The 20,665-nt window shown below is 71.3% G+C and carries 20 protein-coding genes; 7 read left to right on the plus strand and 13 right to left on the minus strand.

Annotation, left to right across the window (positions count from 1 at the left end; genetic code table 11):
• Positions 1-27: 27 nt before the first annotated feature.
• Positions 28-285 carry a hypothetical protein gene (locus FXF51_RS47820; RefSeq protein ID WP_262380326.1) on the minus strand — a complete coding sequence of 86 codons (258 nt, stop codon included), beginning with the start codon at positions 283-285 and terminating at the stop codon, positions 28-30.
• 65 nt (positions 286-350) lie between these two features.
• Positions 351-686 (minus strand): hypothetical protein, encoded by a 336-nt coding sequence (locus FXF51_RS47825; protein ID WP_148441478.1) that lies wholly within the window; start codon positions 684-686, stop codon positions 351-353.
• A 185-nt stretch (positions 687-871) separates the two neighbouring features.
• Between FXF51_RS47825 and FXF51_RS47830 the strand changes: the two genes are divergently transcribed.
• Positions 872-2,203, plus strand: coding sequence for an esterase/lipase family protein (locus tag FXF51_RS47830; protein WP_148441479.1), 1,332 nt, complete (start codon positions 872-874; stop codon positions 2,201-2,203).
• Between the two features lie 52 nt (positions 2,204-2,255).
• On the opposite strand, the gene FXF51_RS47835 is transcribed toward FXF51_RS47830, so the two are convergent.
• The 7 genes from FXF51_RS47835 to FXF51_RS47865 all read right to left on the minus strand — a co-directional run bounded on the left by FXF51_RS47835 (position 2,256) and on the right by FXF51_RS47865 (position 11,222).
• On the minus strand, positions 2,256-3,641 hold the full coding sequence (locus FXF51_RS47835) for a hypothetical protein (RefSeq protein ID WP_148441480.1): 1,386 nt from the start codon (positions 3,639-3,641) through the stop codon (positions 2,256-2,258).
• A gap of 114 nt (positions 3,642-3,755) precedes the next feature.
• Positions 3,756-5,531 (minus strand): pectinesterase family protein, encoded by a 1,776-nt coding sequence (locus tag FXF51_RS47840; RefSeq protein WP_148441481.1) that lies wholly within the window; start codon positions 5,529-5,531, stop codon positions 3,756-3,758.
• Positions 5,528-6,730, minus strand: coding sequence for a polysaccharide lyase family 1 protein (locus FXF51_RS47845; RefSeq protein ID WP_148441482.1), 1,203 nt, complete (start codon positions 6,728-6,730; stop codon positions 5,528-5,530). Before FXF51_RS47845 ends, FXF51_RS47840 begins: the two co-directional genes overlap by 4 nt.
• Positions 6,730-8,016: an ABC transporter substrate-binding protein gene (locus tag FXF51_RS47850; protein ID WP_148441483.1), complete on the minus strand. Its 1,287-nt coding sequence runs from the start codon at positions 8,014-8,016 to the stop codon at positions 6,730-6,732. The genes FXF51_RS47845 and FXF51_RS47850 overlap by 1 nt, the downstream gene beginning before the upstream one ends.
• Before the next feature lie 7 nt (positions 8,017-8,023).
• Positions 8,024-9,442 carry a glycoside hydrolase 43 family protein gene (locus FXF51_RS47855; RefSeq protein WP_148441484.1) on the minus strand — a complete coding sequence of 473 codons (1,419 nt, stop codon included), beginning with the start codon at positions 9,440-9,442 and terminating at the stop codon, positions 8,024-8,026.
• Positions 9,439-10,311: a carbohydrate ABC transporter permease gene (locus tag FXF51_RS47860; RefSeq protein ID WP_148441485.1), complete on the minus strand. Its 873-nt coding sequence runs from the start codon at positions 10,309-10,311 to the stop codon at positions 9,439-9,441. The genes FXF51_RS47855 and FXF51_RS47860 overlap by 4 nt, the downstream gene beginning before the upstream one ends.
• A complete protein-coding gene (locus FXF51_RS47865) occupies positions 10,308-11,222 on the minus strand; it encodes a carbohydrate ABC transporter permease (protein WP_148441486.1) in 915 nt (304 codons plus the stop codon). The genes FXF51_RS47860 and FXF51_RS47865 overlap by 4 nt, the downstream gene beginning before the upstream one ends.
• A gap of 183 nt (positions 11,223-11,405) precedes the next feature.
• On the opposite strand from FXF51_RS47865, the gene FXF51_RS47870 reads away from it, so the two are divergent.
• Positions 11,406-12,413, plus strand: coding sequence for a LacI family DNA-binding transcriptional regulator (locus FXF51_RS47870; protein WP_148441487.1), 1,008 nt, complete (start codon positions 11,406-11,408; stop codon positions 12,411-12,413).
• 39 nt (positions 12,414-12,452) lie between these two features.
• On the opposite strand, the gene FXF51_RS47875 is transcribed toward FXF51_RS47870, so the two are convergent.
• Complete coding sequence (locus tag FXF51_RS47875) at positions 12,453-12,887, minus strand: GNAT family N-acetyltransferase (RefSeq protein WP_222871797.1); 435 nt, start codon at positions 12,885-12,887, stop codon at positions 12,453-12,455.
• 48 nt (positions 12,888-12,935) lie between these two features.
• The gene (locus FXF51_RS47880) at positions 12,936-13,412 is read right to left on the minus strand and encodes a hypothetical protein (protein ID WP_148441488.1); all 477 of its coding nucleotides are present in this window, start codon (positions 13,410-13,412) and stop codon (positions 12,936-12,938) included.
• A 421-nt stretch (positions 13,413-13,833) separates the two neighbouring features.
• Here FXF51_RS47880 and FXF51_RS47885 point away from each other — a divergent pair, with 421 nt between their 5' ends.
• From FXF51_RS47885 to FXF51_RS47895, 3 genes are all read left to right on the plus strand, one after another.
• The gene (locus FXF51_RS47885; protein ID WP_262380328.1) at positions 13,834-14,943 is read left to right on the plus strand and encodes a trypsin-like serine peptidase; all 1,110 of its coding nucleotides are present in this window, start codon (positions 13,834-13,836) and stop codon (positions 14,941-14,943) included.
• 172 nt (positions 14,944-15,115) lie between these two features.
• Positions 15,116-15,856, plus strand: coding sequence for a response regulator transcription factor (locus FXF51_RS47890; protein WP_148441489.1), 741 nt, complete (start codon positions 15,116-15,118; stop codon positions 15,854-15,856).
• On the plus strand, positions 15,853-17,400 hold the full coding sequence (locus FXF51_RS47895; RefSeq protein ID WP_148441490.1) for a sensor histidine kinase: 1,548 nt from the start codon (positions 15,853-15,855) through the stop codon (positions 17,398-17,400). The genes FXF51_RS47890 and FXF51_RS47895 overlap by 4 nt, the downstream gene beginning before the upstream one ends.
• On the opposite strand, the gene FXF51_RS47900 is transcribed toward FXF51_RS47895, so the two are convergent.
• Together FXF51_RS47900 and FXF51_RS47905 are read right to left on the minus strand one after the other, a co-directional pair.
• Positions 17,299-18,915 carry a hypothetical protein gene (locus tag FXF51_RS47900; RefSeq protein ID WP_148441491.1) on the minus strand — a complete coding sequence of 539 codons (1,617 nt, stop codon included), beginning with the start codon at positions 18,913-18,915 and terminating at the stop codon, positions 17,299-17,301. The two genes, FXF51_RS47895 and FXF51_RS47900, sit on opposite strands and share 102 nt — an antisense overlap.
• A complete protein-coding gene (locus FXF51_RS47905) occupies positions 18,912-19,796 on the minus strand; it encodes an ABC transporter ATP-binding protein (protein WP_148441492.1) in 885 nt (294 codons plus the stop codon). The genes FXF51_RS47900 and FXF51_RS47905 overlap by 4 nt, the downstream gene beginning before the upstream one ends.
• A 65-nt stretch (positions 19,797-19,861) precedes the next feature.
• On the opposite strand from FXF51_RS47905, the gene FXF51_RS47910 reads away from it, so the two are divergent.
• Together FXF51_RS47910 and FXF51_RS47915 are read left to right on the plus strand one after the other, a co-directional pair.
• The gene (locus FXF51_RS47910; RefSeq protein WP_148441493.1) at positions 19,862-20,440 is read left to right on the plus strand and encodes a TetR/AcrR family transcriptional regulator; all 579 of its coding nucleotides are present in this window, start codon (positions 19,862-19,864) and stop codon (positions 20,438-20,440) included.
• Positions 20,441-20,466: 26 nt separating this feature from the next.
• Positions 20,467-20,640 carry an ArsR/SmtB family transcription factor gene (locus FXF51_RS47915; protein ID WP_222871798.1) on the plus strand — a complete coding sequence of 58 codons (174 nt, stop codon included), beginning with the start codon at positions 20,467-20,469 and terminating at the stop codon, positions 20,638-20,640.
• Positions 20,641-20,665 lie beyond the last annotated feature (25 nt).

Raw genomic sequence — 20,665 nt, forward strand, 5'->3', positions numbered from 1 at the left:
CGCACTGTCCGGAGCGCGCCTGACCGCTCAGGCGCCCAGGTCGCGGACGATGTTGTCCAGCCGGACGGCCAGCTCGTCGAGCGTCTGATCGGTCGGCGCGCCCTCGGGAAGCTGCGCCATCACCTCATCGCGCCGGGCGATGACCAGCCCCTTGTGGGCGTCGTCCACCTCGGCGGCGGGAAGGACCACGCAGTCCCCCCGGACGAAGACCAGTGTGGCGTCCGGATGCTGTGAGTCCAGCAGTTGACGGACACATTCCCTGTCTACCAGCGACATCGCGGACATCCGGCGCTCCTCGCGTTCCTGCGTTCCCCCAGCAGGGCGTTTACCCACGTGGCGGGGGTGAAACCTCAGCCGAACGCGGGCGGCCCGCCGTCCGAGCGGGATCGCCGCACCCCGGTCACGATCAGATAGACGGCCGCGCCCAGCGCCACCAGGGCGGGCGGGACGGCCAGCGGCGGCCGGCCGGCGAGCAGCGCCAGCACGGCCAGCACCACGCCGGCGAGCAGCAGCAGCCCGGCCGTCAGCAGGCGCAGGCCCAGCCGGTTGGCGGGCGGCGGGTCCTCGTCCCACTCCCCGTGGCCCGCGCCGTGCACCCCCGGCACGCCGGTGTCGCTGACCCCGTTCGCGGCGGGCGGGTCCCGCAGCACGGGGGCGAAGAACTCGTCGTCGTCACGGTCTTTCATCGGCTCGCCTCCAGCTCGTCCGCTCCTTCTGCCCCGTGTCTGCGGGCTGTCACGTCTTTGGCCCTGACCTGCGGAAACGCCACTTGAAAGCCACCACGTTTCGTTCGCCGGTAATTACGGAGAGTGACCGTATGGTGTGCTCAGTGGCCCCAGCGGCCCCTCAGCAAGCGAGAGGATCATCGAGCATGGCGCAGGAACCCAGAATCGACGTCGAGACCAGGGCCTCGGACATCGAGAGCAGCCTGACCTCCGAGCAGGTCGAGCGAATCGCCGACGCGCTCGGGCAGCAAGGGGTCTGGTTCGCCACCCCGCCGGAGCGCGCGGGCGAGACCCGGCCCGCCGACCAGGTCTGGGAGCTGGTCGGCGACCGTCCTCACCAGGGTCAGACGGCCACCGGCCGGGCAGCCGTGCACCTGGCAGACGGTCACGACGCCCTGACCAGGCCGCTGATCCTGGCCGACGGCTTCAACTACGGCCCGAGCGACCTGGACGAGCTCTGGCGGCACTTCAACAAGCCGTACCAGCCGGGGGTGCCCGGCTTCCTCGACCAGCTCAGGGCCATGGGCATCGACGTGGTGCTGCTGGGCTTCGACCAGCGGCACATCGCGATCCAGGCCAACGCCACCGTGGCGGTCACCGCCGTGCTGCGCACGATCGAGGAGCGGCGCGGCGACAACCCGCTGGTCGTGGGCGGGGTCAGCATGGGTGGAATCGTCACCCGGTACGCGCTGGCCCGCATGGAGAACGACCGGATCGACCACCAGACCGACAAGTTCTTCTCCTACGACTCGCCGCACCTCGGCGCCTGGATCCCGCTGGTGCTCCAGCAGCTCGCCTACATGCACGAGGCGCTGGCCCCGCGCTCCGGCGGGCCGGGGCAGGCCGAGCTGATCCGCAGCCCCGCCGCGCAGCAACTGCTGTGGGGCTGGGTGGACAGCCCTGACTACTCGGGCCCTGTCACCGACTCGCCGCTGCGCAAGGAGTTCCTGGAGGACCTGCGCAGGGTGGGCTGGTTCCCGATGCGCCCGTACAAGCTGGGGCTGGCCAACGGCACCGGCAACGGCGTGGGGCTCGACCTGCCGCCCGGCACTCCCGTCTTCGACCTGCAGCACGAGGCGCTGCAGCTCACGGCCCGGGTCCAGCCGGACGGCGGCGAGCTGCAGAACATCGGCACCGTGCGCTTCGGCGCCCCGGTGTGGACCAGCGCCACCTCGCACGTGCGGGCGTTCGACGGCGCACCCGGCGGCACGCTCGACTCGTGGGGCAAGCTCGCCGACGCGGTCGGGCTGCCGATCGAGGACCGGTTCAGGGCGAGCGCGTTCGTACCGGCGGTCAGCGCGATCGCGCTGGCCAGGGACCCGTTCCAGTGGCAGTCCGACCTGTACCTGGACCTCAGCGACCTGCCGAAGGACGAGACGTTCCTGGACGCGTTCTGCTGCGACGCGACCAACACGGAGCACAGCTCGGTGTCCCGGCCGCTGATCGAGTGGTTCCTGGAGCAGCTCGCCGGTTGGTGATCGCAGGCATGAAAGTGCCGGCTCGCGCGCTCGCGAGCCGGCACTCGCCGTTCTAGCGGATGCCCCGGTGCACGCACAGGAGCTGGTCGTGGGTGGCGTTCTTGTCGCGGTAGGCGACGATCGCCGGGGCCTCGGCGCTGTAGTGGTGCGGCAGCCGCTGGTCGGCGGTCCAGCCGGAGCCGTTGAAGCTGCTCCACCACAGGCTCTGGTCGGCGGCGCCGCGATGCACGCAGTACAGCCGGTCCTTGTAGACGGTCAGGGCGGGGCCCTCGGTGGCGTGGTGGCCCGGCAGCTTCTGGTCGGGGCTCCAGGCGTGGCCGTCCCAGCGCGTCCACCACAGCGCCGTGTCGTTGCCCGCGCCGCGGTGCACGCAGTAGAGGTGGCCGCGGTAGACGGCCAGGGCCGGGTTCGAGGCGCTGAGGTGCTGCGGCAGCCGCTCGTCGGGGCTCCAGGTGGAGCCGTCCCAGCGGGTCCACCACAGGGCCTGGTCGTTGCCCGCGCCGCGGTGCACGCAGAAGAGCTGACCGTCGTAGGCCGCCAGCGCCGGGGCCGACTCGCTGAGGTGCTGCGGGAACTGCTGGTCGGAGCTCCAGTACGAGCCGTCCCAGCGCGCCCACCACAGCGAGGTGTCACCGCGGCTGCCGCGGTGCACGCAGTAGAGCCGCCCGTCGTAGGCCGCCAGCGCGGGGGCCGCCTCGCTGAAGTGCCGGGGGAACGGCGCGTCGTCGCCCCAGCCCTCCTCGGCGTCGTAGCTGGTGAACCACAGGCTGGAGTCGCCGTCGCCGCCGCGGTGGGCGAGGAAGAGCCGGTCCTGGAACTCGGCCAGGGCCGGGCCCGTGATGCTGAAGTGGTCGACGAACCTCTGGTCGGGGCTCCAGCCGTCGCCCGGCTCGTGCACCGTCCAGTACAGGCTCGTGTCGCCGCCGCTCTGACGGGCCGGGATCAGCATGCCGGGCGCGGTCCACGGCGAGGCCAGCCTGACCCCGTACGGGCGGGCGATCGTGGCGATCCACTCGGCCTTGGCGCGTACGGTGCGCTCGATGACCGGGACCAGCCAGGAGCCCAGCACCGCGCCCGCGATCTCGCCGACGATCTGCGGGATCTCGGCGGCGAGCAGCGCGGCGGACTCGTTGAGGTGGATCTCGTAGCCCCACCACCTGGCCACGGGCCAGACGTCGGCGCCCATGGTGCGCAGCTCGCGCTGGAGGGTGCGGACGCGCTCCTGCTCCTTGGAGGTGAGCTCGGCGATCTGCCGCTCGCTCTCCCTGCGGGCGTCCAGCGCTCCGGCGTCCTCCAGCAGCTCCGTCTCCACGGCCACGTCCACGGCCGCCGCGGCCACCGGGTCGTCCTGGGCGTGCAGCAGCGCGGCCTCGGTGCCGAGCACGCTCTCTTCCGTCCCGTTGGCCGCGATTTTCGCGGCCCGCGTCTCATCGGTCATTTCCAGCCCCCTGGCGTGATGGATGCACGAACTTCGCCATCGTAACCAGGCGTGCTGATACGGCTACTCTAGGTCTGGATTGTTCCGAGTAAAGACGCGGGCCGGGCCTCTCGGCTACGGGCGCCAGCCCGCCAGGTAGCGTTCCACGGTGTGCCGGGGCGCCTGCCGGTCGGTGAGCTGCGGCCGGTCGGCCGTGACGGCCGCGCCGGGGCCGGTGTTGCGGTACTCGGCGAAGCGGCCCTCGCCCGCCCACGGGTCGTCCATGACGTGCGCGCCGAGCCAGGCGTCGCGCACCACGGCCGCGCCCGAGTTGCCCAGGGAGACCGACTTGGCCGGGTCGCCCTCCAGCCGGCCGCCGTTGACCAGCACGGTGCCGCCCGCGAGCACGTTGCCGGGGCCGACGGACCTGACCGTGCAGCCGTCCAGGACGGTCGTGCCCTGGCCGCGCACGATGTCCGCGTCCCCCTCGGCGTAGCAGCCGCGCAGGTAGGTGCGGCGGCCGTCGGCCTGGAGGACGCCGGCGTTGCCGAGCAGCCTGGCGCCGTCGAAGGCGGTCCTGTCCCCGGCCAGGCGCGCGGCGGGCGCCGGCCCGGGATTGACCGTCTCGTCGGTGGCGTTCTGGAGCGTGACGTCCCGCACGGTGACGCCGTCGGCGAGCACGGCGAGGGTGGCGCTCTGGGCGGTGCCCCAGGTGCCGCCGTAGAACTTCGCCGCCCCGGCGGACAGGTCGTAGGTGATGACCACGTCCTCGGCGTTGCCGGTCGCGCCCTTGATCGTCAGGTCGCGGCGGCCCGCCCAGACGCGCGGCATCTCGCGGTAGACGCCCGGCCCGACGGTGATCTCCGCGCCGCGCGGCGCCGCGCCCACCGCCGCCTGGACGCTGGCGAAGTCGCCGGTGCCGTCGAGCGCGACGGTGATGCGGCGCGGCGCCCGCCGCTCGGCGCCGAGCGGGCCCGCGCCCCGGCTGACGATGCCGGGCACCTTGTCGGCGGGGTCGAGGGTGTAGGCGTAGTAGGCGGACGGGTCGAACGCCGCGCCCGCGCTGTCGGAGCGGCCCGGCGAGTCGCGCAGCACGTTGCCCCGCTGCACCACCTGCGAGGCCGGGTCCTTGGCCACGATCGGGTCGGGCACGCCCTGGTAGTAGCTGTTCTCCACGACCAGTCTGCCGCCGCCGCGGATCATCGTCCCGTACATCGCGGTGTCCTGGACGTAGTTGTTGTACCAGTGCGCGGCCTCGGTGTTGTCGATGCTGGCGTTGCGCTGGTGGGTGCCGCGGATCCAGTTGTGGTGGAAGGTCACCTTGGTGACCACGTTGGCGGTCCAGCCGACGCCGACGGCCTTGTTGTGGTCGCTGAAGACGTTCCAGGAGACGGTGACGTAGTCGCTGTCCTTGCGGATGTCGAGCAGGCCGTCGCCGGTGCGGGTGAAGTGGTTGTGGTCGATCCAGACGTGGTGGGCGCCGTCCATCTGGATGCCGTCGTAGTCCTTGGTCTTGCCGTCCCAGTCGCCGGGCACGTACGAGTCGCGGATCGTCAGGTTGCGGATGATGACGTTGTGCACGCCGTTCAGGAAGAACCCGCCGTGCACGATCTCGGCTCCCGCGCCCTCGCCGACGATGCTCTTGTCGGAGGCGACGGCGATCTCCTTGCCGTACGGCTCCATCGTGATCGAGCCCCTGACCTTGATCACGTAGGGCTCGGCGGCGGTGGCGTACCGCTCCAGGTCGGTCAGGTTGTCCACGGTCACGGTCCGGCCCGCCGCGCCGCCGGTGGTGCCGTCCACGCCGAGGGCGTTCAGCCCGGCGAACCCGTCGGCCCGCTGCTCGGCCTGTGCGGGTGCGGGCACCAGAAGGAGCCCCGCGACCAGGGCGAGGATCGCCGCCGCCCTCATGAGATCCTCCCGGCTCCGGCCTTCGCCCTGACCAGCGCGGGCACGGCCCGCGCCGGGTCCACGCGCCCGTGCAGGGCGGGCGTCCAGCCCACGTCGGAGCCGAGATCGGGGTCCTTGACGGCGTTGTAGGCCGCCAGGACGTTCACCGGCCTGCCGTTCACCAGCGTGCCCTCCTCGTGGATCGCGGTGCCGCCCCAGCCATGGATGACCTTGTCGGGAGTGGTCCCGCTGAACGTGTTGTTCTGCGCGTAGATCGCGGAGTTGACGCCGACGCCCCACGAGTACTGGTAGTCGCTGCCGGCGGGGACCACGTAGGCGTTGTTGTAGACGTGCACCCGGCCGTGCCGCACGCGCGGCGCCCGCTGGTTGAGCCCCGACAGCAGGTTGTGGTGCAGGGTGACGCGCAGCTTGCCCGCGTCGTGCTCAGGGTTGTCGGTGTTGCCCCACAGCAGCGACTTGTCATGTCCGGAGAACACGCTCCAGGAGACGGTCACCAGGTCGCTGCCCCTGACGACGTCGAGCAGCCCGTCGTGGCGCAGGAAGCGCTTGCCGAAGTAGAACGGCTCCGCCTGGTCGGGGCGGTCGCCGTCGGTGAGCGTCACGTGGTCCACCCACACGTGCGTGGACTCGGAGATCATCAGGTTGTCGTAGTCGGTCTTCCAGTCGCCGCCGCTCCACACCGGGAAGCAGTCGTAGGCGTCGTGCACGGCGAGGTTCCTGACGATCACGTTGTCGGCCTTGTCGACCATCAGGCCGAGGCCCGTGAGCTCGGCGCCGCGTCGGCCGACGAGCGTGGTGTTCGAGCCGATGCCGATCACCACGTCCTTGCGCTGGTTGGCGGCCGACGCCTTGCGGGCCTCCTCCATGGGGCCGCTCGCCGGGCCGGTCCAGTGGGCCGGGTCGTAGGCCTCCAGGTACCGCTGAAGGTCGTACTCGGGGACGGCGTAGTCGGCGCAGCTCTTGCCGCCCGCGTCGAGGGCGCCCTCGACGTACACGATCTTCGGTTCGTCCCCGGCGACGGCCGCGGCCAGCTCTTCGCGGGTGCGTACGGTGACCGCGCGGCGGGCGGCGGCCCCACCGGTGGTGCCGCCCTCGGCGGCGGCCCACCCGTCGTTCGGGGCGAGCGTCTGACGGCCCAGGTCAGGGGCCGGATGTAAGGCCGTGACCGCGGCGACGGCGAGCGCCGCGACCGCGTGCATCAGCCGTTCCTCTTCTTGTACGCGGCCTGCGCCTCGCTCAGCTTGGCCGCGAACTCGTCCAGGAAGGCCTTGGCGCTGGTCTGGCCCAGCAGCACCTTCTGGAACTGCGGCTCGGCCCAGGTCTTGGTGATCTGGTTGAACTCCGGCAGGTGGTAGGGCATCTGCACGACCTTGGTCGCCGGGTCGTTCAGCACCCGCTGCGCCTCGGTGATGTGCGCGGCGTCGGAGGCGGGCACGTCGGTGTTGGCGGGGATGACGCCGGTCTGCTCGGCGAGGTAGCCGCCCGTCTCCTTGGCGGCGAAGAACTCGGCGAGCTTGGCCGCGGCGTCCTTGTTCTCGCTGGCGGAGAAGACGGCGACGCCGCCGACCGGGTTCGACAGCACGGTCTGGGGGCCCGCGTCGGCCTTGGGCACGGAGAAGGAGGCCACCTTCTCGTCGCCGAGGGCCTTCTTGTGGTCCTGGTAGGAGCCCAGGTTGTGCTGCATGATGGCGATGCTGCCGGCGGTGTCGAACTGGGCGACCATCTTGACGTAGTCGTTCTGCAGGTCGCCCTCGGGCGTGTTCTTCTTGTACAGCCCGGCGTACTTCTCCAGCGCCGTCACGTTGCGCGGGTCGTTCAGCGTGGCCTTGCCCGCAGCGTCGAAGAACTCGGTGACGCCCGACTGGCCGTAGACGACCTCCAGCATCTGCGCGATGGAGCCGGCGCCGCCGCGGATGGTGAAGCCGAAGCGGTTCTCCCCGGGCTCGGTGAACTTGTCGACGACGGTGAAGAACTCCGACCAGGTCTTCGGCGCCTCCACCCCGGCCTCCGCGAACCAGTCCTTGCGGTACCAGAACGCGCCGGAGTTGGTGGAGATCGGGTAGATGTACATCTTCCCGTCGGGGACCACGTTCTTGACGGTCGTCAACAGGGCCTCGTTGAACTTGCCGTTCAGCGCGGGGTTCTTGGCGATGCGCTCGTCCACGGGTTCGAGCGCCTTCTGGGCCACCAGGGTGCCGAGCCCGGAGGTCGAGATGTCGGCCACGTCGGGGGTGCCGCCGCCGGCGATGGCGGTGTCGAGCTTCTGCGGCGCCTGCGCGATCGGCACGCCCACGTAGTTGACCTTGATACTGGAGTTGGCCTTCTCGAACTCGGCGATGGCGTGCTGCCAGACCGGTGTGCGGGCGGGCCCGGCGTTGGTGTCCCAGAAGGTGATCTCGGTCTTGCCGTCGGAGCCCGAGCCGGAGCCGCAACCGGCCAGGACGGCCACCAGCATGACGGCGGCCAGCGGCGCGTGTGGTCTCATGTGCCCACTACCTTTCGATGTCCACGGTGAACGCCTCGAAGATCGCTTCGCCGGTGCCGTCCCCCGCGGCGAAGAGGCCGAGCACGGCCCCCACCCATCGGCCCTGCGTGGCTTGGAAGGGAGCGCCGATCGGCCGGCCGCCGGCCAGGAAGGTGACCAGCGCGTTCTCGTCGATCCGCGCGCCGATCGTGACGGCGCCGTCCCCTTCGACCGGAACCGTCTCCATGTCGCCGCACGTCAGCACGAGCTTGCCGTCGCCGGTGCGCTCCAGGCCGACGAACGCAGCGGTGTCCCCCACCACGGCCAGGCCCGCGCGGCCCTCGCCCGCCAGCGTGAGGGTGGTGGTGACCGTGCAGGGCTCGCCGGGCAGCCGCTGGCCCAGCACGGACGGCCGCGCGCGCAGGTCGTCGGGGCCCGGCACGCAGGTCAGCCGCAGCGTGCCGTCCCGCAGCTCCCACGAGGAGGGAACGGGGTTGGCCTGCCAGCTCCACTGCAGCCCGAGCGCCGGACCGGCGAAGTCGTCGGACGTCGCGGGCGCGGCCGGCTCGCCGCCCGGCACCGGCACCCGGTGCTCGGCGACGGGCTCGCCGCCGTCGCCCATGACCGGCCAGCCGTCCTCCCCCCAGGCCATCGGCTGCAGGTGCACCACCCGGCCGAACGGGCCGCGGTCCTGGAAGTGCATGAACCAGTGCTCACCGGACGGGGTGTCCACCCAGCCGCCCTGGTGCGGGCCGTTGACGTCGGTGCCGCCCTGCTCCAGCACGATGCGGTCCTCGTACGGGCCGAAGACCGACTCCGCGCGGAACACCGACTGCCAGCCCTGCTCGACGCCCCCGGCCGGCGCGAAGATCCAGTAGGCGCCGTCGCGCTTGTACAGTTTGGGCCCCTCCAGCGTCCGGTACCCCGGCAGCAGGTCGGCGTCGATGACCAGGGCGCCCTCGTCCAGCACCGCGCTGCCGTCGGGGGCCATGCGGTTGACGGTGAGCCGGTTGTTGACGCCCGCGCGGCTCTTGGCCCAGCCGTGCACCAGGTACGCCTGCCCGTCGTCGTCCCACAGCGGGCACGCGTCGATCAGCCCGAGCCCCGGCTTGACGACGTGCGGCTCGGTCCACGGGCCGCGCGGGTCCTCGGCGCTCACCCAGCAGACACCGACGTCCGGATCGCCCCAGAAGATCCAGAAGCGGCCGTCGTGGTGGCGCAGCGAAGGCGCCCACACCCCGCAGCCGGGCCGCACGTCGTCGTGGCCCCTGGTGTACGCGTGGCCGATGATCGTCCAGTTCACCAGGTCGCGGGAGTGCAGGATCGGCAGCCCCGGCACCTTGGTGAAGGTGGAGGCCGTCAGGTAGAAGTCGTCGCCGACGCGGATCACGTCGGGGTCGGACCAGTCGGCGTTGAGCACCGGGTTGCGGTAGGTCTGAGTGCTCATCCCTTCACCGCCCCGGCGGACATCCCCTGGACGAGGTAACGCTGGATGAAGGCGAAGACGAGGACGACGGGCAGTGCGGCGACGACGCCGCCGGCGGCGAGGGCGCCGAAGTCGACGCTGTTCTCGCCGAGGTTGTAGGCCAGGCCCACGGGCACGGTGAACTTCTCCTGGTCGTTGATGAACATGAGGGCGAAAAGGAAGTTGTTCCAGCTGTGGATGAAGGCGAACGAGCCGACCGCGACCAGCGCGGGCCGCAGCAGGGGCAGCACGATGGCCAGGAAGCCGCGCAGCCGGCTGCAGCCGTCCACCCAGGCGGCCTGCTCCAGCTCGTACGGGATGTTGCGGATGAAGCCGCTGATCAGGATGAGCGAGAGCGGGAGCTGGAAGACCGTCTCGGCGATGACGAGGCTCCACAGCGAGTTCGTCAGGCTGAGCGTGCGGAAGATCTCGAACAGCGGGATGATCATCAGGGCGCCGGGGATGAACTGCGTGCAGAGCATCCCCACCATGAACGCGCCCTTGCCGCGGAAGTTGTAGCGGGCCAGCGCGTAGCCGCCGGCCAGCGCCACCACCGTGGTCGCGACCAGCGAGGCGACGCCGACCATCAGGCTGTTCTGGAAGAAGACGGCGAAGCCCATCCCGTTCCAGACCGTGTCGAAGTGCTGGAGGGTGATCGGCCACGGGAAGATCGCCGTCGAGCCGGCCGGGCGGAAGGCGAAGACCAGCATCCAGTAGAACGGCACCAGTGTGAACAGCAGGTACAGGGCCAGCGGCAGGTAGATCTGCCAGCGCGGCACCCGGTTGCCCGGCGCGCTCTGCGGGCTCTGGCGTTGCGGGGCGGCCACGGGCCGTTCGGCGACCACGGTCATGACTTCGCTCCGAACTTGCTCAGGCGCAGGTAGGCGATCGAGAAGAAGGTCAGGATGAGGAACGCCACGGTGGTCAGCGCGGTGGCGTAGCCGAAGTCGTGCGACTGGGCGGCCAGTGAGGCCACGTACAGCGGCAGGGTGGTGGTCTGGTGGGCGGGGCCGCCGCCGGTCAGCGTGTAGAGCAGGTCGACGTTGTTGAACTCCCACACGCAGCGCAGCAGCGTGGACAGGATGATCGCGTCGCGCAGGTGCGGCAGCGTGATGTGGAAGAAGCGGCGCGTCCGGCTGGCGCCGTCCACGGAGGCGGCCTCGTACAGCTCCTTCGACACCGACTGCAGGTCGGCCAGGAGCAGGATCGCGAAGAACGGCACGCCGCGCCACAGCTCGGCCACCACCGCGGCCCAGAACACGGTGTCCGGGTTCGCCAGCGGGGCGGCGCCGTACTCGATGAGGCCCAGGTCGGCGAGATAGCGCGAGACGCCGGTGAACGGGTTGTAGAGCAGCACCCAGATCGCGGTGGTGAGCACGCCGGAGACCGCCCACGGCGAGAAGACCAGCGCCCGCGAGATCGCCCGCCCGATGAAGCTCTCGTTGACGATCAGCGCGAGCGCCAGGCCCAGCAGGAACTGCAGCACGACCTCGACGGCCACCCACTTGAGACTGAAGCCGAGGCTCTGCCAGAAGATCGGGTCCTCGAACAGCAGCCTGCGGAAGTTCTCCAGCCCGGCGAAGCCGTTGTCCCAGGGCTGGGTCACGTTGTAGTGCTGCAGGCTGTAGTACAGGACGCTGAGCATCGGGTAGACGAGGAACCCGAGCATCGCCACGACCGAGGGTGCGATCAGCCAGTACGGGGTCAGCGTGCCTGCTCGGCGGGGTCTTGGGCGGGGCGGGGGCGCCGAGACGACGGCCACGTAACGGACTCCTTCGCGTGGTGCCGGTCTGCAATCGGTTGCAGGAAACGTTGCGTTAGCACGCTCGCAACGTCAATGGCATGCGAACCCGGCAGGAGTCACTATCAGGGCAAACGCCGAAATTTCGAAATTTTCGCTGGCATGGCCTGGCCTAATGCCCGACCTTCGGAGCAGAGTAAGACCATGACGGCCTCCGACACACCCGCCCCGCTACCCAAACTGGCGGTGATCGCCCGCGAGGCCGGGGTCTCGGTTGCAACCGTTTCCAAGGCGCTCAACGGCCGATCCGACGTCTCGCAGCACACCAGACGCCTGGTCGCCGAGGTGCTGGAACGGCGCGGCTACCCGCGCCAGCGGGTGCGTCCCACGCGGGGCAGCATGGTCGACGTCATGCTGCAGGGCCTCGACTCGCCGTACGCGCTGGCCATCCTCGGCGGCGTCGAGGACGCGGCCTGGCGGCTCGGCGTGGATCTCATCGTCTCCGCCGTCGTCGGCCGGACCAAGAACGGCCAGCCGCCGCCAGCCTGGCTCGACCGGATCAGCGCCAGGGACAGCGCGGGCGTCCTGCTCGTACGCACCTCGCCGACCGCCACCCAGCGGGCCTGGCTGGCCGACCACGGCATCCCCGCCGTGGTCGTCGACCCGCGGCGCAAGCCGCCGCCAGGGCTCTCGGTCGTGGCGGCGTCCAACCGGGACGGCGCCCGCGAGGCCACCGCGCACCTCATCGCCCTCGGCCACACACGCATCGCCATCATGACCGGGCGGCCGGGCGTGCCGTGCGCGATCGACCGGCTGGCCGGCTACCGGGAGGCGATGGCCGCGGCGGGGCTGGCGATCGACCCGCGCTGGGAGGTGTGCGGCTACTTCCAGCGCGACGCCGCGCTCTCCGCCACCCGCGAGCTGCTCGCCGCCGATCGGCCCACTGCCGTCTTCGCCTGCTCGGACGCGATGGCGGTCGGGGTCTACCAGGCGTTGAGCGAGCACGGGCTGCGGGTGCCGGACGACGTGAGCGTGGTCGGGTTCGACGACTCGTGGGCCGCGGCGCACGTCACGCCCGCGCTCACCACCGTCCGCCAGCCGTGGCCGGACCTGGGCTCCGTCGCGCTGACCGCGCTGCTGACGGGCGAGGCGCCGCAGCGCGTGGAGCTGCCGACCACGCTGGTGATGCGCTCCAGCACCGCGGCGGCGTGAGCACGCGTTGTGACACCAGGCGCGCCGGGCGCGTGAGCTTCACGGGCTCACGTAGTGGTGCAGCAGGGCCGGCTCGCCGGCGGCGTTGAGCCAGCCGGCGCGGCTGCTGCCGACCCTGCGCCAGCCGGAACGTTCGTAGAGCCTGATGGCGGCCGGCCCCTCCGACGAGACCTCCAGTTTGAGAGGCAGCGGCGTGGCGGCCCGGACCGTGCCGAGGAGCCGCTCGGCCACGCCTCGCCCCCGGGCGGCGGGCGTGACGAACAGGCGGCTGACCTCCAGGTCCCGGGTGAGTGCCACATGCCCGAGCACCACGCCCGCCTCGACCGCCAGCCAGGCGCCGGTCATGCCGTCCGGGGTCAGCCAGGCACCCGGATCGTCCGGCCAGTGCACGGGGTAGCGGTCGGCGGCCTGGACCTCGGCGAGGGCCTCGACGCAGGCGGCCAGGTCGTCCGTGGTTCTGGTACGGATGTTCACGACCAGCAAGCGTAGAAGGCGGGCCGGACGGTCCCGCCCGCTACCGGACTACTTGCGGCGGTCGTCGCGACGGTCGTCACGGCGATCGTCGCGCACCTGCTTCTTGGGGGCGACGACGGTGAAGGAGGCGGTGGCGGTCTTGTTCGCGACCTTGACGCTGACGGTCTTGCTGCCGGCGCGCGCCTTCGACGGGACGGTCAGCTCCTTGGTGGCGCGACCGCCCGAGAGGGAGACCTTGTAGGTCTTGCCCTCGGGGCTGGTGACGAGGGCGGTGCCGGAGGAGATGCCCTTGGCGTAGATCGTCACCTCGTAGGAAGAACCGGCGCGGACACGGCTCGGGTCGACGGCCACCTTGAGCGAGATCGCCTTGCGCTGCGCGTCCTTGTGCTTGTCGTCCTTGCGCACCTGCTTGGCCGGGGCCGAGTGCGGCGCCTTGGCGGTGGGGGCGGGCTGCGGCCGGGCGCCGTCCGCGAGGGCGGAGCCGGCGAAGGGCAGGGCGATGAGGGCCGCGCTGGCGATGGTCACGGTGAAAGGCTTGGCGAAGCGCACTGGTAATGAATCCAATCCTGGAAGGACCTGGCCGGACCTCTGAATCCAGCCCCGAAGGTCATCCACGTCCAGCACTCTGCCGAGCGAACCTGAGAAAGGCCTGTCACGAGCCTATGAGTTGGATAAGCGCAGGTAGGAAACCCAGTGATGTGCAACACATAGATTCTCTTATGCGATTCTCAGGCTTTTACCGGATTCGCGTTCAGGATCAGCGCCCGCCTTGCGGAATGCGTTCACAGGAATGATCTTCTCAAGATCACGGGAAGATCACGGCGGCCTGTGCGCGAGCTAAACCCGGACAAAAGGGACATGAAGACACGGTCAAGAGGGATACGTTCCTGCCTCATAGACGCACCGAACGCTCAGCGCGTTCCCGCGACGAACAAGGAGAAATCCCTTGAAGATCAAGCACACCCTTGCTCCCATCGGCGGCGGGCTCGCCGCCGCCGCCCTGCTCGGCGCTTCCCTGGCCGGGTCCGCGCAGGCGACGGCCGACCCGCATTGGAAGTCGTCCGAGAGCGTGAGCGCGGCCAACGCCAAGGCGATCGCCCAGTTCTGGTTCGAGAACAACGGCGCCGCGCTGGAGGCCGCCACCTACGTCGAGGAGGACACGACCAAGGTCGACAAGCTCACCTCGACCGGCACCGCCACCACCGACACGAAGGCGGGCTCGGTGGCGCCGACCGGCACCACCACCTCGACCTCCAAGTCGAAGAACGTCAACCTGCCGAAGACCATCGGCAAGGTCTTCTTCGTCGACCAGGACGGCGAGAAGCACTGGTGCTCCGCCACGTCCATCCAGGGCAAGTACGCCAACCTGGTGGCCACGGCCGGCCACTGCGTGTACGACACCGCCAACGACGAGCAGCTCATGGACAACTGGGTCTTCGTGCCCGGCTACTACCAGGGCAAGGCCCCGTGGGGCATCTACGTCGGCAAGCAGGCGTTCGTGCACTACGACTACAGCGTCTACGAGGACTACGACCGTGACTACGGCTTCGTCTCCGTCTACAACGGCGTGACGATCTCGAAGTCCACCGACACCGACTCCAGGAAGCACCACGGCTCGATCGAGGTCGAGGACGCGGGCCGCCTGGGCGACAACGTGGGCGGCCAGGGCATCTCCTGGAACCAGCCGCTCAAGAAGGCGCACTACGTCTTCGGCTACCCGCAGGCCGCGCACCCCGACGGCAACAAGCCGTTCACGGGTGTCACGCCGAAGTGGTGCTACGGCACGACCACGGCCAAGACCGTGGGCTCGGCCGCCAAGAAGATCGAGGAGCACGTCGGCCTGAAGTGCTCCATGACCGCCGGCGCGGACGGCGGCCCGTGGCTGCTCAAGTACAGCAGCGCCAAGCGGACCGGCTACCTCAACGGCGTGACCAGCAGCTTCTACGACCAGGACGAGAACGACCGGGTGGACTACATCAGCTCGCCGTACTTCGACGGCGAGACCTACAGCGTCTACACCGCCGCCTCGGCCGTCTGGTCCGGGAAGCTCGTGTAACAACGAAGGGAAGGGGGATGGGCTCTGGGTAGCTCTGACTGCGTCTTAAAGGGATAGGAAGGGCCCGGCCACGTGCCGGGTCCTTCCGCGCTACCGGCGCGGGCGCGGCTCACAGAGTTTTCACAGGCAACCCTTCATCAAACACTCATGCAGGGACGCCATCGTCACGACCATGCACACGACCAGCGCGAACTTCCAGTCCGAGCCCGTGCGCCGAGCCGACGGCAGCTCGATCAACATCCTCGTCGTCGATGACGAGCCGTCCTTGACGGAGCTCCTGTCCATGGTCATGCGCCAGGAGTCCTGGGACGTCCGCTGCGCGCACAACGGCAGCGAGGCCATCAGGTCGGCGCGCGGCTTCCGGCCCGACGCGATCGTCCTGGACATCATGCTGCCCGACATGGACGGGATCGAGTTGCTGCCCCGGCTGCGCGCCGTGCTGCCCGGCGTGCCGGTCCTGTTCCTGACCGCGAAGGACTCCGTGCAGGACCGGCTGATCGGCCTGCGCGCGGGTGCCGACGACTACGTCACCAAGCCGTTCAGCCTGGAGGAGGTCGTCATCAGGCTGCGCGGCCTGCTGCGCCGCTCGGGGGCCGCGCAGACGCCGCCCGACGCCGGGCTCGTGGTCGGCGACCTCACGCTGGACCAGGAGACGCACGAGGTGCAGCGGGCCGGCAAGCTGATCCGGCTCACGCCGACCGAGTTCGAGCTGCTGCGCTTCCTCATGCACAACCCCGGCCGGGTGCTCAGCAAGGCGCAGATACTCGACCGGGTGTGGGCCTACGACTTCGGCGGCCAGAGCAACGTGGTCGAACTGTACATCTCCTACCTGCGTCGCAAGATCGACGCCCAGCGCAAGCCGATGATCCACACCGTGCGCGGGGTGGGGTACACGCTTCGACCGGCCGGATGACGATGTCGCTCGAGACCAAGCTGGTGGTCTCCTCGATCGCGCTGCTGGCCGTCGTCTCGACCGTCATCGCCACCGTGACGACCCTGTTCTTCAACGCCTTCCTCACCGACCGGCTCGACCTCCAGGTGTACTCCGCCGCCCACCGCTCCACGCGGACCGCGGGGCCGAGCAACCCGCCGCCCGAGGCCAGGGAGGTCACCTTCCTGCTGACGCCGGGGCAGGCCATGGAGACGTTCGGCGCGCGCGTGCGGCAGGGCGTCATCCAGCGGGCCGCCGTGCTCACCGACCCAGGAACCGTGCAGGACGTGCCCGCGCCACCCGCCGTGGCCGCCGTGACCGGCGAGCCCGTGACCGTCAGCCTGGGGCCGCTGGGCGACTACCGGATGGTCGGCGCGCAGACCAGGACCGGGGACACCCTGGTCGTCGGGCTGCCCCTCACCGGCATGCGCACCACGCTGACCAGGCTCATCGTCGTCGAGGCCGCGGTGACGCTGGCGGGCGTGGCGCTGATGGCCATCGCGTGCACGCTGCTCGTCCGCCACGCCGTACGGCCGCTCGGCCGGCTCGCCGCCACCGCCGCCCGCGTGTCCGAGCTGCCCCTGGCCACCGGCGACGCCGTCCGGCTGTCGCGCGTGCCCGAGGTGGACACCGACCCGCGCACCGAGATCGGACAGGTCGGCGGCGCGCTCAACCGGATGCTCGGGCACGTCGAGACGGCCTTCGCGGTGCGGCACGAGAGCGAGACGCGGCTGCGGCAGTTCATCGCGGACGCCAGCCACGAACTGCGCACCCCGCTCGCCTCGATCGTCGGCTACGCGCAACTGACCCAGCGCAGCGGCGAGCCGCACGGCCCGCAGACCGCCCACGCGCTGGGCCGCATCGGCTCCGAGGCGGGCCGGATGACCACGCTGGTGGAGGACCTGCTGCTGCTCGCCAGGCTGGACGCGGGCCGGCCGCTGGACCGGCTGGAGCTGGACCTGTCGCCGATCGTGGTCAACGCCATCAGCGACGCGTACGCCGCCGCGCCCCGGCACCGCTGGCTCGTCAGCCTGCCCGACCAGCCCGCCCTGGTCGTCGGCGACGCCGACCGCTTGCACCAGGTCGTGACGAACCTGCTGGCCAACGCCCGCACCCACACGCCTCCCGGCACCACCGTGACGACGACCGTGCTGATGACGCCCGACCAGGTGAGCGTGCGGGTGGCCGACGACGGGCCCGGCATCCCCGCGCACGTGCTGCCGCACGTCTTCGGCAGGTTCGCGCGGGGCGACGGGTCACGGTCCCGGCTGGCCGGGGGCAGCGGGCTCGGCCTGGCCATCGTGTCGGCGGTCGCGGCGGCGCACGACGGGCGGGTCGAGGTGACCAGCGCGCCGGGCGACACCGTGTTCACACTGCACCTGCCCGCCTCACGCGAGCATGGCTCGTCCGGCGAGAACGGCACCTCACGCGAGCAGGTCCCGTCTGGCGAAGGCGGCGCTGCCGGTGGCCACGAGCCCGGCGGCGACCAGGACGAAACCGGCGGGAGCCACGAAACCCGGCGATAGCGAGGGGTGGCCGTAGCCGAACGGGGTGAGCAGGAACGCCGTCGTGCCGATCGTGCCCGCCTCCCACATCGCCACACACACGGCCGACCCCACCAGGACGGCCCAGGCCAGGGGGACGGCGGCGCGGGGGCGCAGACCGTACGCGGCGATCGCGACCCCCGCGACGGCCCAGGCGGCGGGCACGAAGACCAGCGCCACACCGACCTGGGCGAGCACCACGCCGGAAAGACCCGTGCCGAGCGCGTGGCCCGCGCCCCCGGTCAGGCCGGTCGCGAACGCTTGGCCCGCGCCCGCGCCCCCGGACAGGCCGGTCGCGAACGCTTGGCCCGCGCCCCCGGACAGGCCGGTCGCGAGCACTTGGCCCGCGCCCGTGCCCACGCCGACGGTCAGCAGCATGGCGGCGGGCGCGGCCAGCCCGAGCACCAGGTGCCCGCACAACCACCGCGTCCTGCCGGTGGCGGTGGCCAGCACGGCCGACGCCCTCCCCCGGCTCTCCTCGCCCAGCGGCCGCAGCGCCCCCGTCACGGCCAGACACGCGACGACCATGCAGAACCCGTACGTGAAGATCTCCAGCAGCGTCTCACCCGTGAGCGTCCCGACCTCGAACGAGGCCGACACCCACCCCACCCCCACCGACGCCACCCCGAGCGCGACCGTCCACGACACCGTCTGCCCCCCGTACAGCCGCCACGCCAGCCCGGCCGCGCTGCGCGGAGCGGGCCTCGCGGGCGCCGGTCGCTCGGGCAGCAGCCCCGCCCCGAGATCACGACGACCGCAGACGACGTACGCCACCAGGGTGAGCACGACCGCGACCACCAGCGGCACCAGCAGCACCCACCACCGCTCGTCCCCGTAGGCCCGCGCCACCCGAGGCCACCCCGCGGGCAGGTAGGCCACCACCTCCTCCGGCAGGATCACCCCCGGCACGAGCCCCGCCACCAGGACGCCCACGCCACCGGCCCGCGCGAGCGGCGCACTCTGGCAGAGCTGCGCGGCCAGCAGCCCGCACGCGGCGAACGCCGTCGAGCCCGCCCCGCTCACGAGCCCGAACAGCAGAGACCCGCCGATCGGGTGGCCGAAGGCGAGGCCCAGCACGGCGGCCTGCAGCCCGGCGACGGCGAGGTTCACGGCGGCGATCACGGCCACGACGGCGGTGATGGCGGCGTACCTGCCGACCGCGCCGGCGGCGACCAGTTCCCTGCGCCCCGCGTCCTCCTCGGCGCGGGTGTGCCTGATGGCGAACAGCAGCCCGGCGAGCCCGCCGATGAGCAGGCTCTGCACGCTCGACCGCCAGGCGACCACGGCCTCGATCGAGGTTCCGTGCACGGGGCCGAGCAGCGCGAGCGTGATCGGGTTGGCGTCGGCGGCGGCGATGAAGGCGACCCGCGCCGCCTGCGTGGGCAGCAGGGCGGCCAGGGAGTAGGCGTTGAACGCGGGCACCCCCACGGCCACCGCGATCCACGCCGCGATCAGCAGCCGGTCGCGGCGCAGGATGAGGTGGGTGATCGTCTTCATGAGGTGACGGTCTCGCGGTAGTGCCGCAGGAACAGCTCCTCCAGGGTGGCCGGCCGCGCGGTGAGGTCGAGCAGCCCGTACGCGGTCAGCCGGGTCAGCGCCTCACCGGCCCGCCCGCTGTCCACCCGGAAGCTCACCTCGGTCCCGTGGATCTCCAGCCCGTGCACGCCCTCCAGCCGCTCCGGCGGCCGTTCCAGGCGGGCGGTGATCGAGGTCCAGGTGAGGTGCCGCAGCTCGGCCAGGGTGCCCGACTCGACGACGCGGCCCTGACGGACGATGCTCACCCGGTCGCACAGCGCCTCCACCTCGGCCAGCACGTGGCTGGACAGCAGGATCGCGGTCCCCTCGGCGCGCCGCTCGGCCAGGCAGCGGCGGAACTCGTCCTCCATGAGCGGGTCGAGGCCGGAGGTGGGCTCGTCCAGCAGGAGCAGCTCGGCGCGGGCCGCCAGCGCGGCGATGAGCGCGACCTTCTGCCGGTTGCCCTTGGAGTAGGTGCGGGCCCGCTTGCCCGGGTCCAGGGCGAACCGCTCGATCAGCTCGTCGCGGCGCCGCGTGTCCAGGTGTCCCTGTAGCCGTCCGAGCAGGTCGATGGTCTCGCCGCCGGTCAGCTCGTCCCACAGGGTGACGTCGCCGGGGACGTAGGCCAGGCGGCGGTGCAGGCGTACGGCGTCGTGCCAGGGATGCCCGCCCAGCAGCCGCACCTCGCCGGCGTCGGCGCGCAGCATGCCCAGCAGGACGCGGAGGGTGGTGGTCTTCCCGGCGCCGTTGGGGCCGAGGAAGCCGTGGATCTCTCCGGCGGCGACCGTCAGGTCGAGGCCGTCCAGGGCCCGGGTCCGGCCGTACGACTTCACCAGGCCGGTCACCGAGATGACAGCATCCATGGTTCGCAGGCTACGGAAAACTTGCAGTCCTGTAAATATGCAGTGGATGCAATATTGTGGGACTCATGTCGCTGCGCGAGCGGAAGAAGCAACAGACCCGGCAGGCGCTCATGGACGCCGCGGGGCGGCTGTTCGACGAGCAGGGATACGACGCCACGACCGTCGACCAGATCGCGGCGGCGGCCGGAGTGTCCCCGCGCACGTTCTTCACCTACTTCCGGCACAAGGCGGACGTGCTCCACACCCACAGCGAAGAGCGCGTGGACGCCGGCGTCGCGGCCATCCTCGCCGGGCGGCCGGGCGAGAACCCGGCCGAGCTGCTGGCCAGGGCCTTCGACGAGATGCTGGCGGAGAGCTGGACGCTGGGGCTCACGCCGGGGCTGGTCGGGGAGGCGTACGAGCTGCCGATCTTCTCGCCCCGGGCGTCGCTCGACCGCTCGAACCGGCGGCTGGAACGGCTGGCCGGCGCGCTCGTCAGTGCCTGCGGGATCGAGCGGATGACCGCGTTCGCGATGGTGGGGGCCGTGATCGGCGCGGTGAGCGGGACGGCGGCCGTCTCGATGAGCGAGGGCAGGCCCGACGAGGAGACGCTCGCGCTCACCTCCCGCGCCTGCCGCCAGGCCCTGGCCGGGTTCACCCCCTGACGGCTTCCGGCCGCCGATCGACCCCCATGAGCACGACCCACCTGGTCGCCGTGACCGGTCAGAAGCTGGGCTCGGTGGGCCGCCACCTGCGCGTGCTGCTGGACGCGGGGCTGGTGGAGCGGCGGCGGGCCGGCCGGTCCGTCCTGTACGTGCGGACGGCGGCGGGCGAGGTGCTCGTCGAGGCGTCGCAGACCCGCTAGATCCGATCTAGCGGGCCGTCTAGCG

Origin of the sequence: Nonomuraea sp. PA05, assembly GCF_008086045.1 — a bacterium.
GTDB lineage: Bacteria > Actinomycetota > Actinomycetes > Streptosporangiales > Streptosporangiaceae > Nonomuraea > Nonomuraea monospora.

Coding starts and splice junctions, on each gene's coding strand:
- FXF51_RS47820 (WP_262380326.1), bottom strand. CDS start 285: ATGTCCGCGATGTCGCTGGTAGACAGGGAATGTGTCCGTCAACTGCTG.
- FXF51_RS47825 (WP_148441478.1), bottom strand. CDS start 686: ATGAAAGACCGTGACGACGACGAGTTCTTCGCCCCCGTGCTGCGGGAC.
- FXF51_RS47830 (WP_148441479.1), top strand. CDS start 872: ATGGCGCAGGAACCCAGAATCGACGTCGAGACCAGGGCCTCGGACATC.
- FXF51_RS47835 (WP_148441480.1), bottom strand. CDS start 3,641: ATGACCGATGAGACGCGGGCCGCGAAAATCGCGGCCAACGGGACGGAA.
- FXF51_RS47840 (WP_148441481.1), bottom strand. CDS start 5,531: ATGAGGGCGGCGGCGATCCTCGCCCTGGTCGCGGGGCTCCTTCTGGTG.
- FXF51_RS47845 (WP_148441482.1), bottom strand. CDS start 6,730: ATGCACGCGGTCGCGGCGCTCGCCGTCGCCGCGGTCACGGCCTTACAT.
- FXF51_RS47850 (WP_148441483.1), bottom strand. CDS start 8,016: ATGAGACCACACGCGCCGCTGGCCGCCGTCATGCTGGTGGCCGTCCTG.
- FXF51_RS47855 (WP_148441484.1), bottom strand. CDS start 9,442: ATGAGCACTCAGACCTACCGCAACCCGGTGCTCAACGCCGACTGGTCC.
- FXF51_RS47860 (WP_148441485.1), bottom strand. CDS start 10,311: ATGACCGTGGTCGCCGAACGGCCCGTGGCCGCCCCGCAACGCCAGAGC.
- FXF51_RS47870 (WP_148441487.1), top strand. CDS start 11,406: ATGACGGCCTCCGACACACCCGCCCCGCTACCCAAACTGGCGGTGATC.
- FXF51_RS47890 (WP_148441489.1), top strand. CDS start 15,116: ATGCACACGACCAGCGCGAACTTCCAGTCCGAGCCCGTGCGCCGAGCC.
- FXF51_RS47895 (WP_148441490.1), top strand. CDS start 15,853: ATGACGATGTCGCTCGAGACCAAGCTGGTGGTCTCCTCGATCGCGCTG.
- FXF51_RS47900 (WP_148441491.1), bottom strand. CDS start 18,915: ATGAAGACGATCACCCACCTCATCCTGCGCCGCGACCGGCTGCTGATC.
- FXF51_RS47905 (WP_148441492.1), bottom strand. CDS start 19,796: ATGGATGCTGTCATCTCGGTGACCGGCCTGGTGAAGTCGTACGGCCGG.
- FXF51_RS47910 (WP_148441493.1), top strand. CDS start 19,862: ATGTCGCTGCGCGAGCGGAAGAAGCAACAGACCCGGCAGGCGCTCATG.
- FXF51_RS47915 (WP_222871798.1), top strand. CDS start 20,467: ATGAGCACGACCCACCTGGTCGCCGTGACCGGTCAGAAGCTGGGCTCG.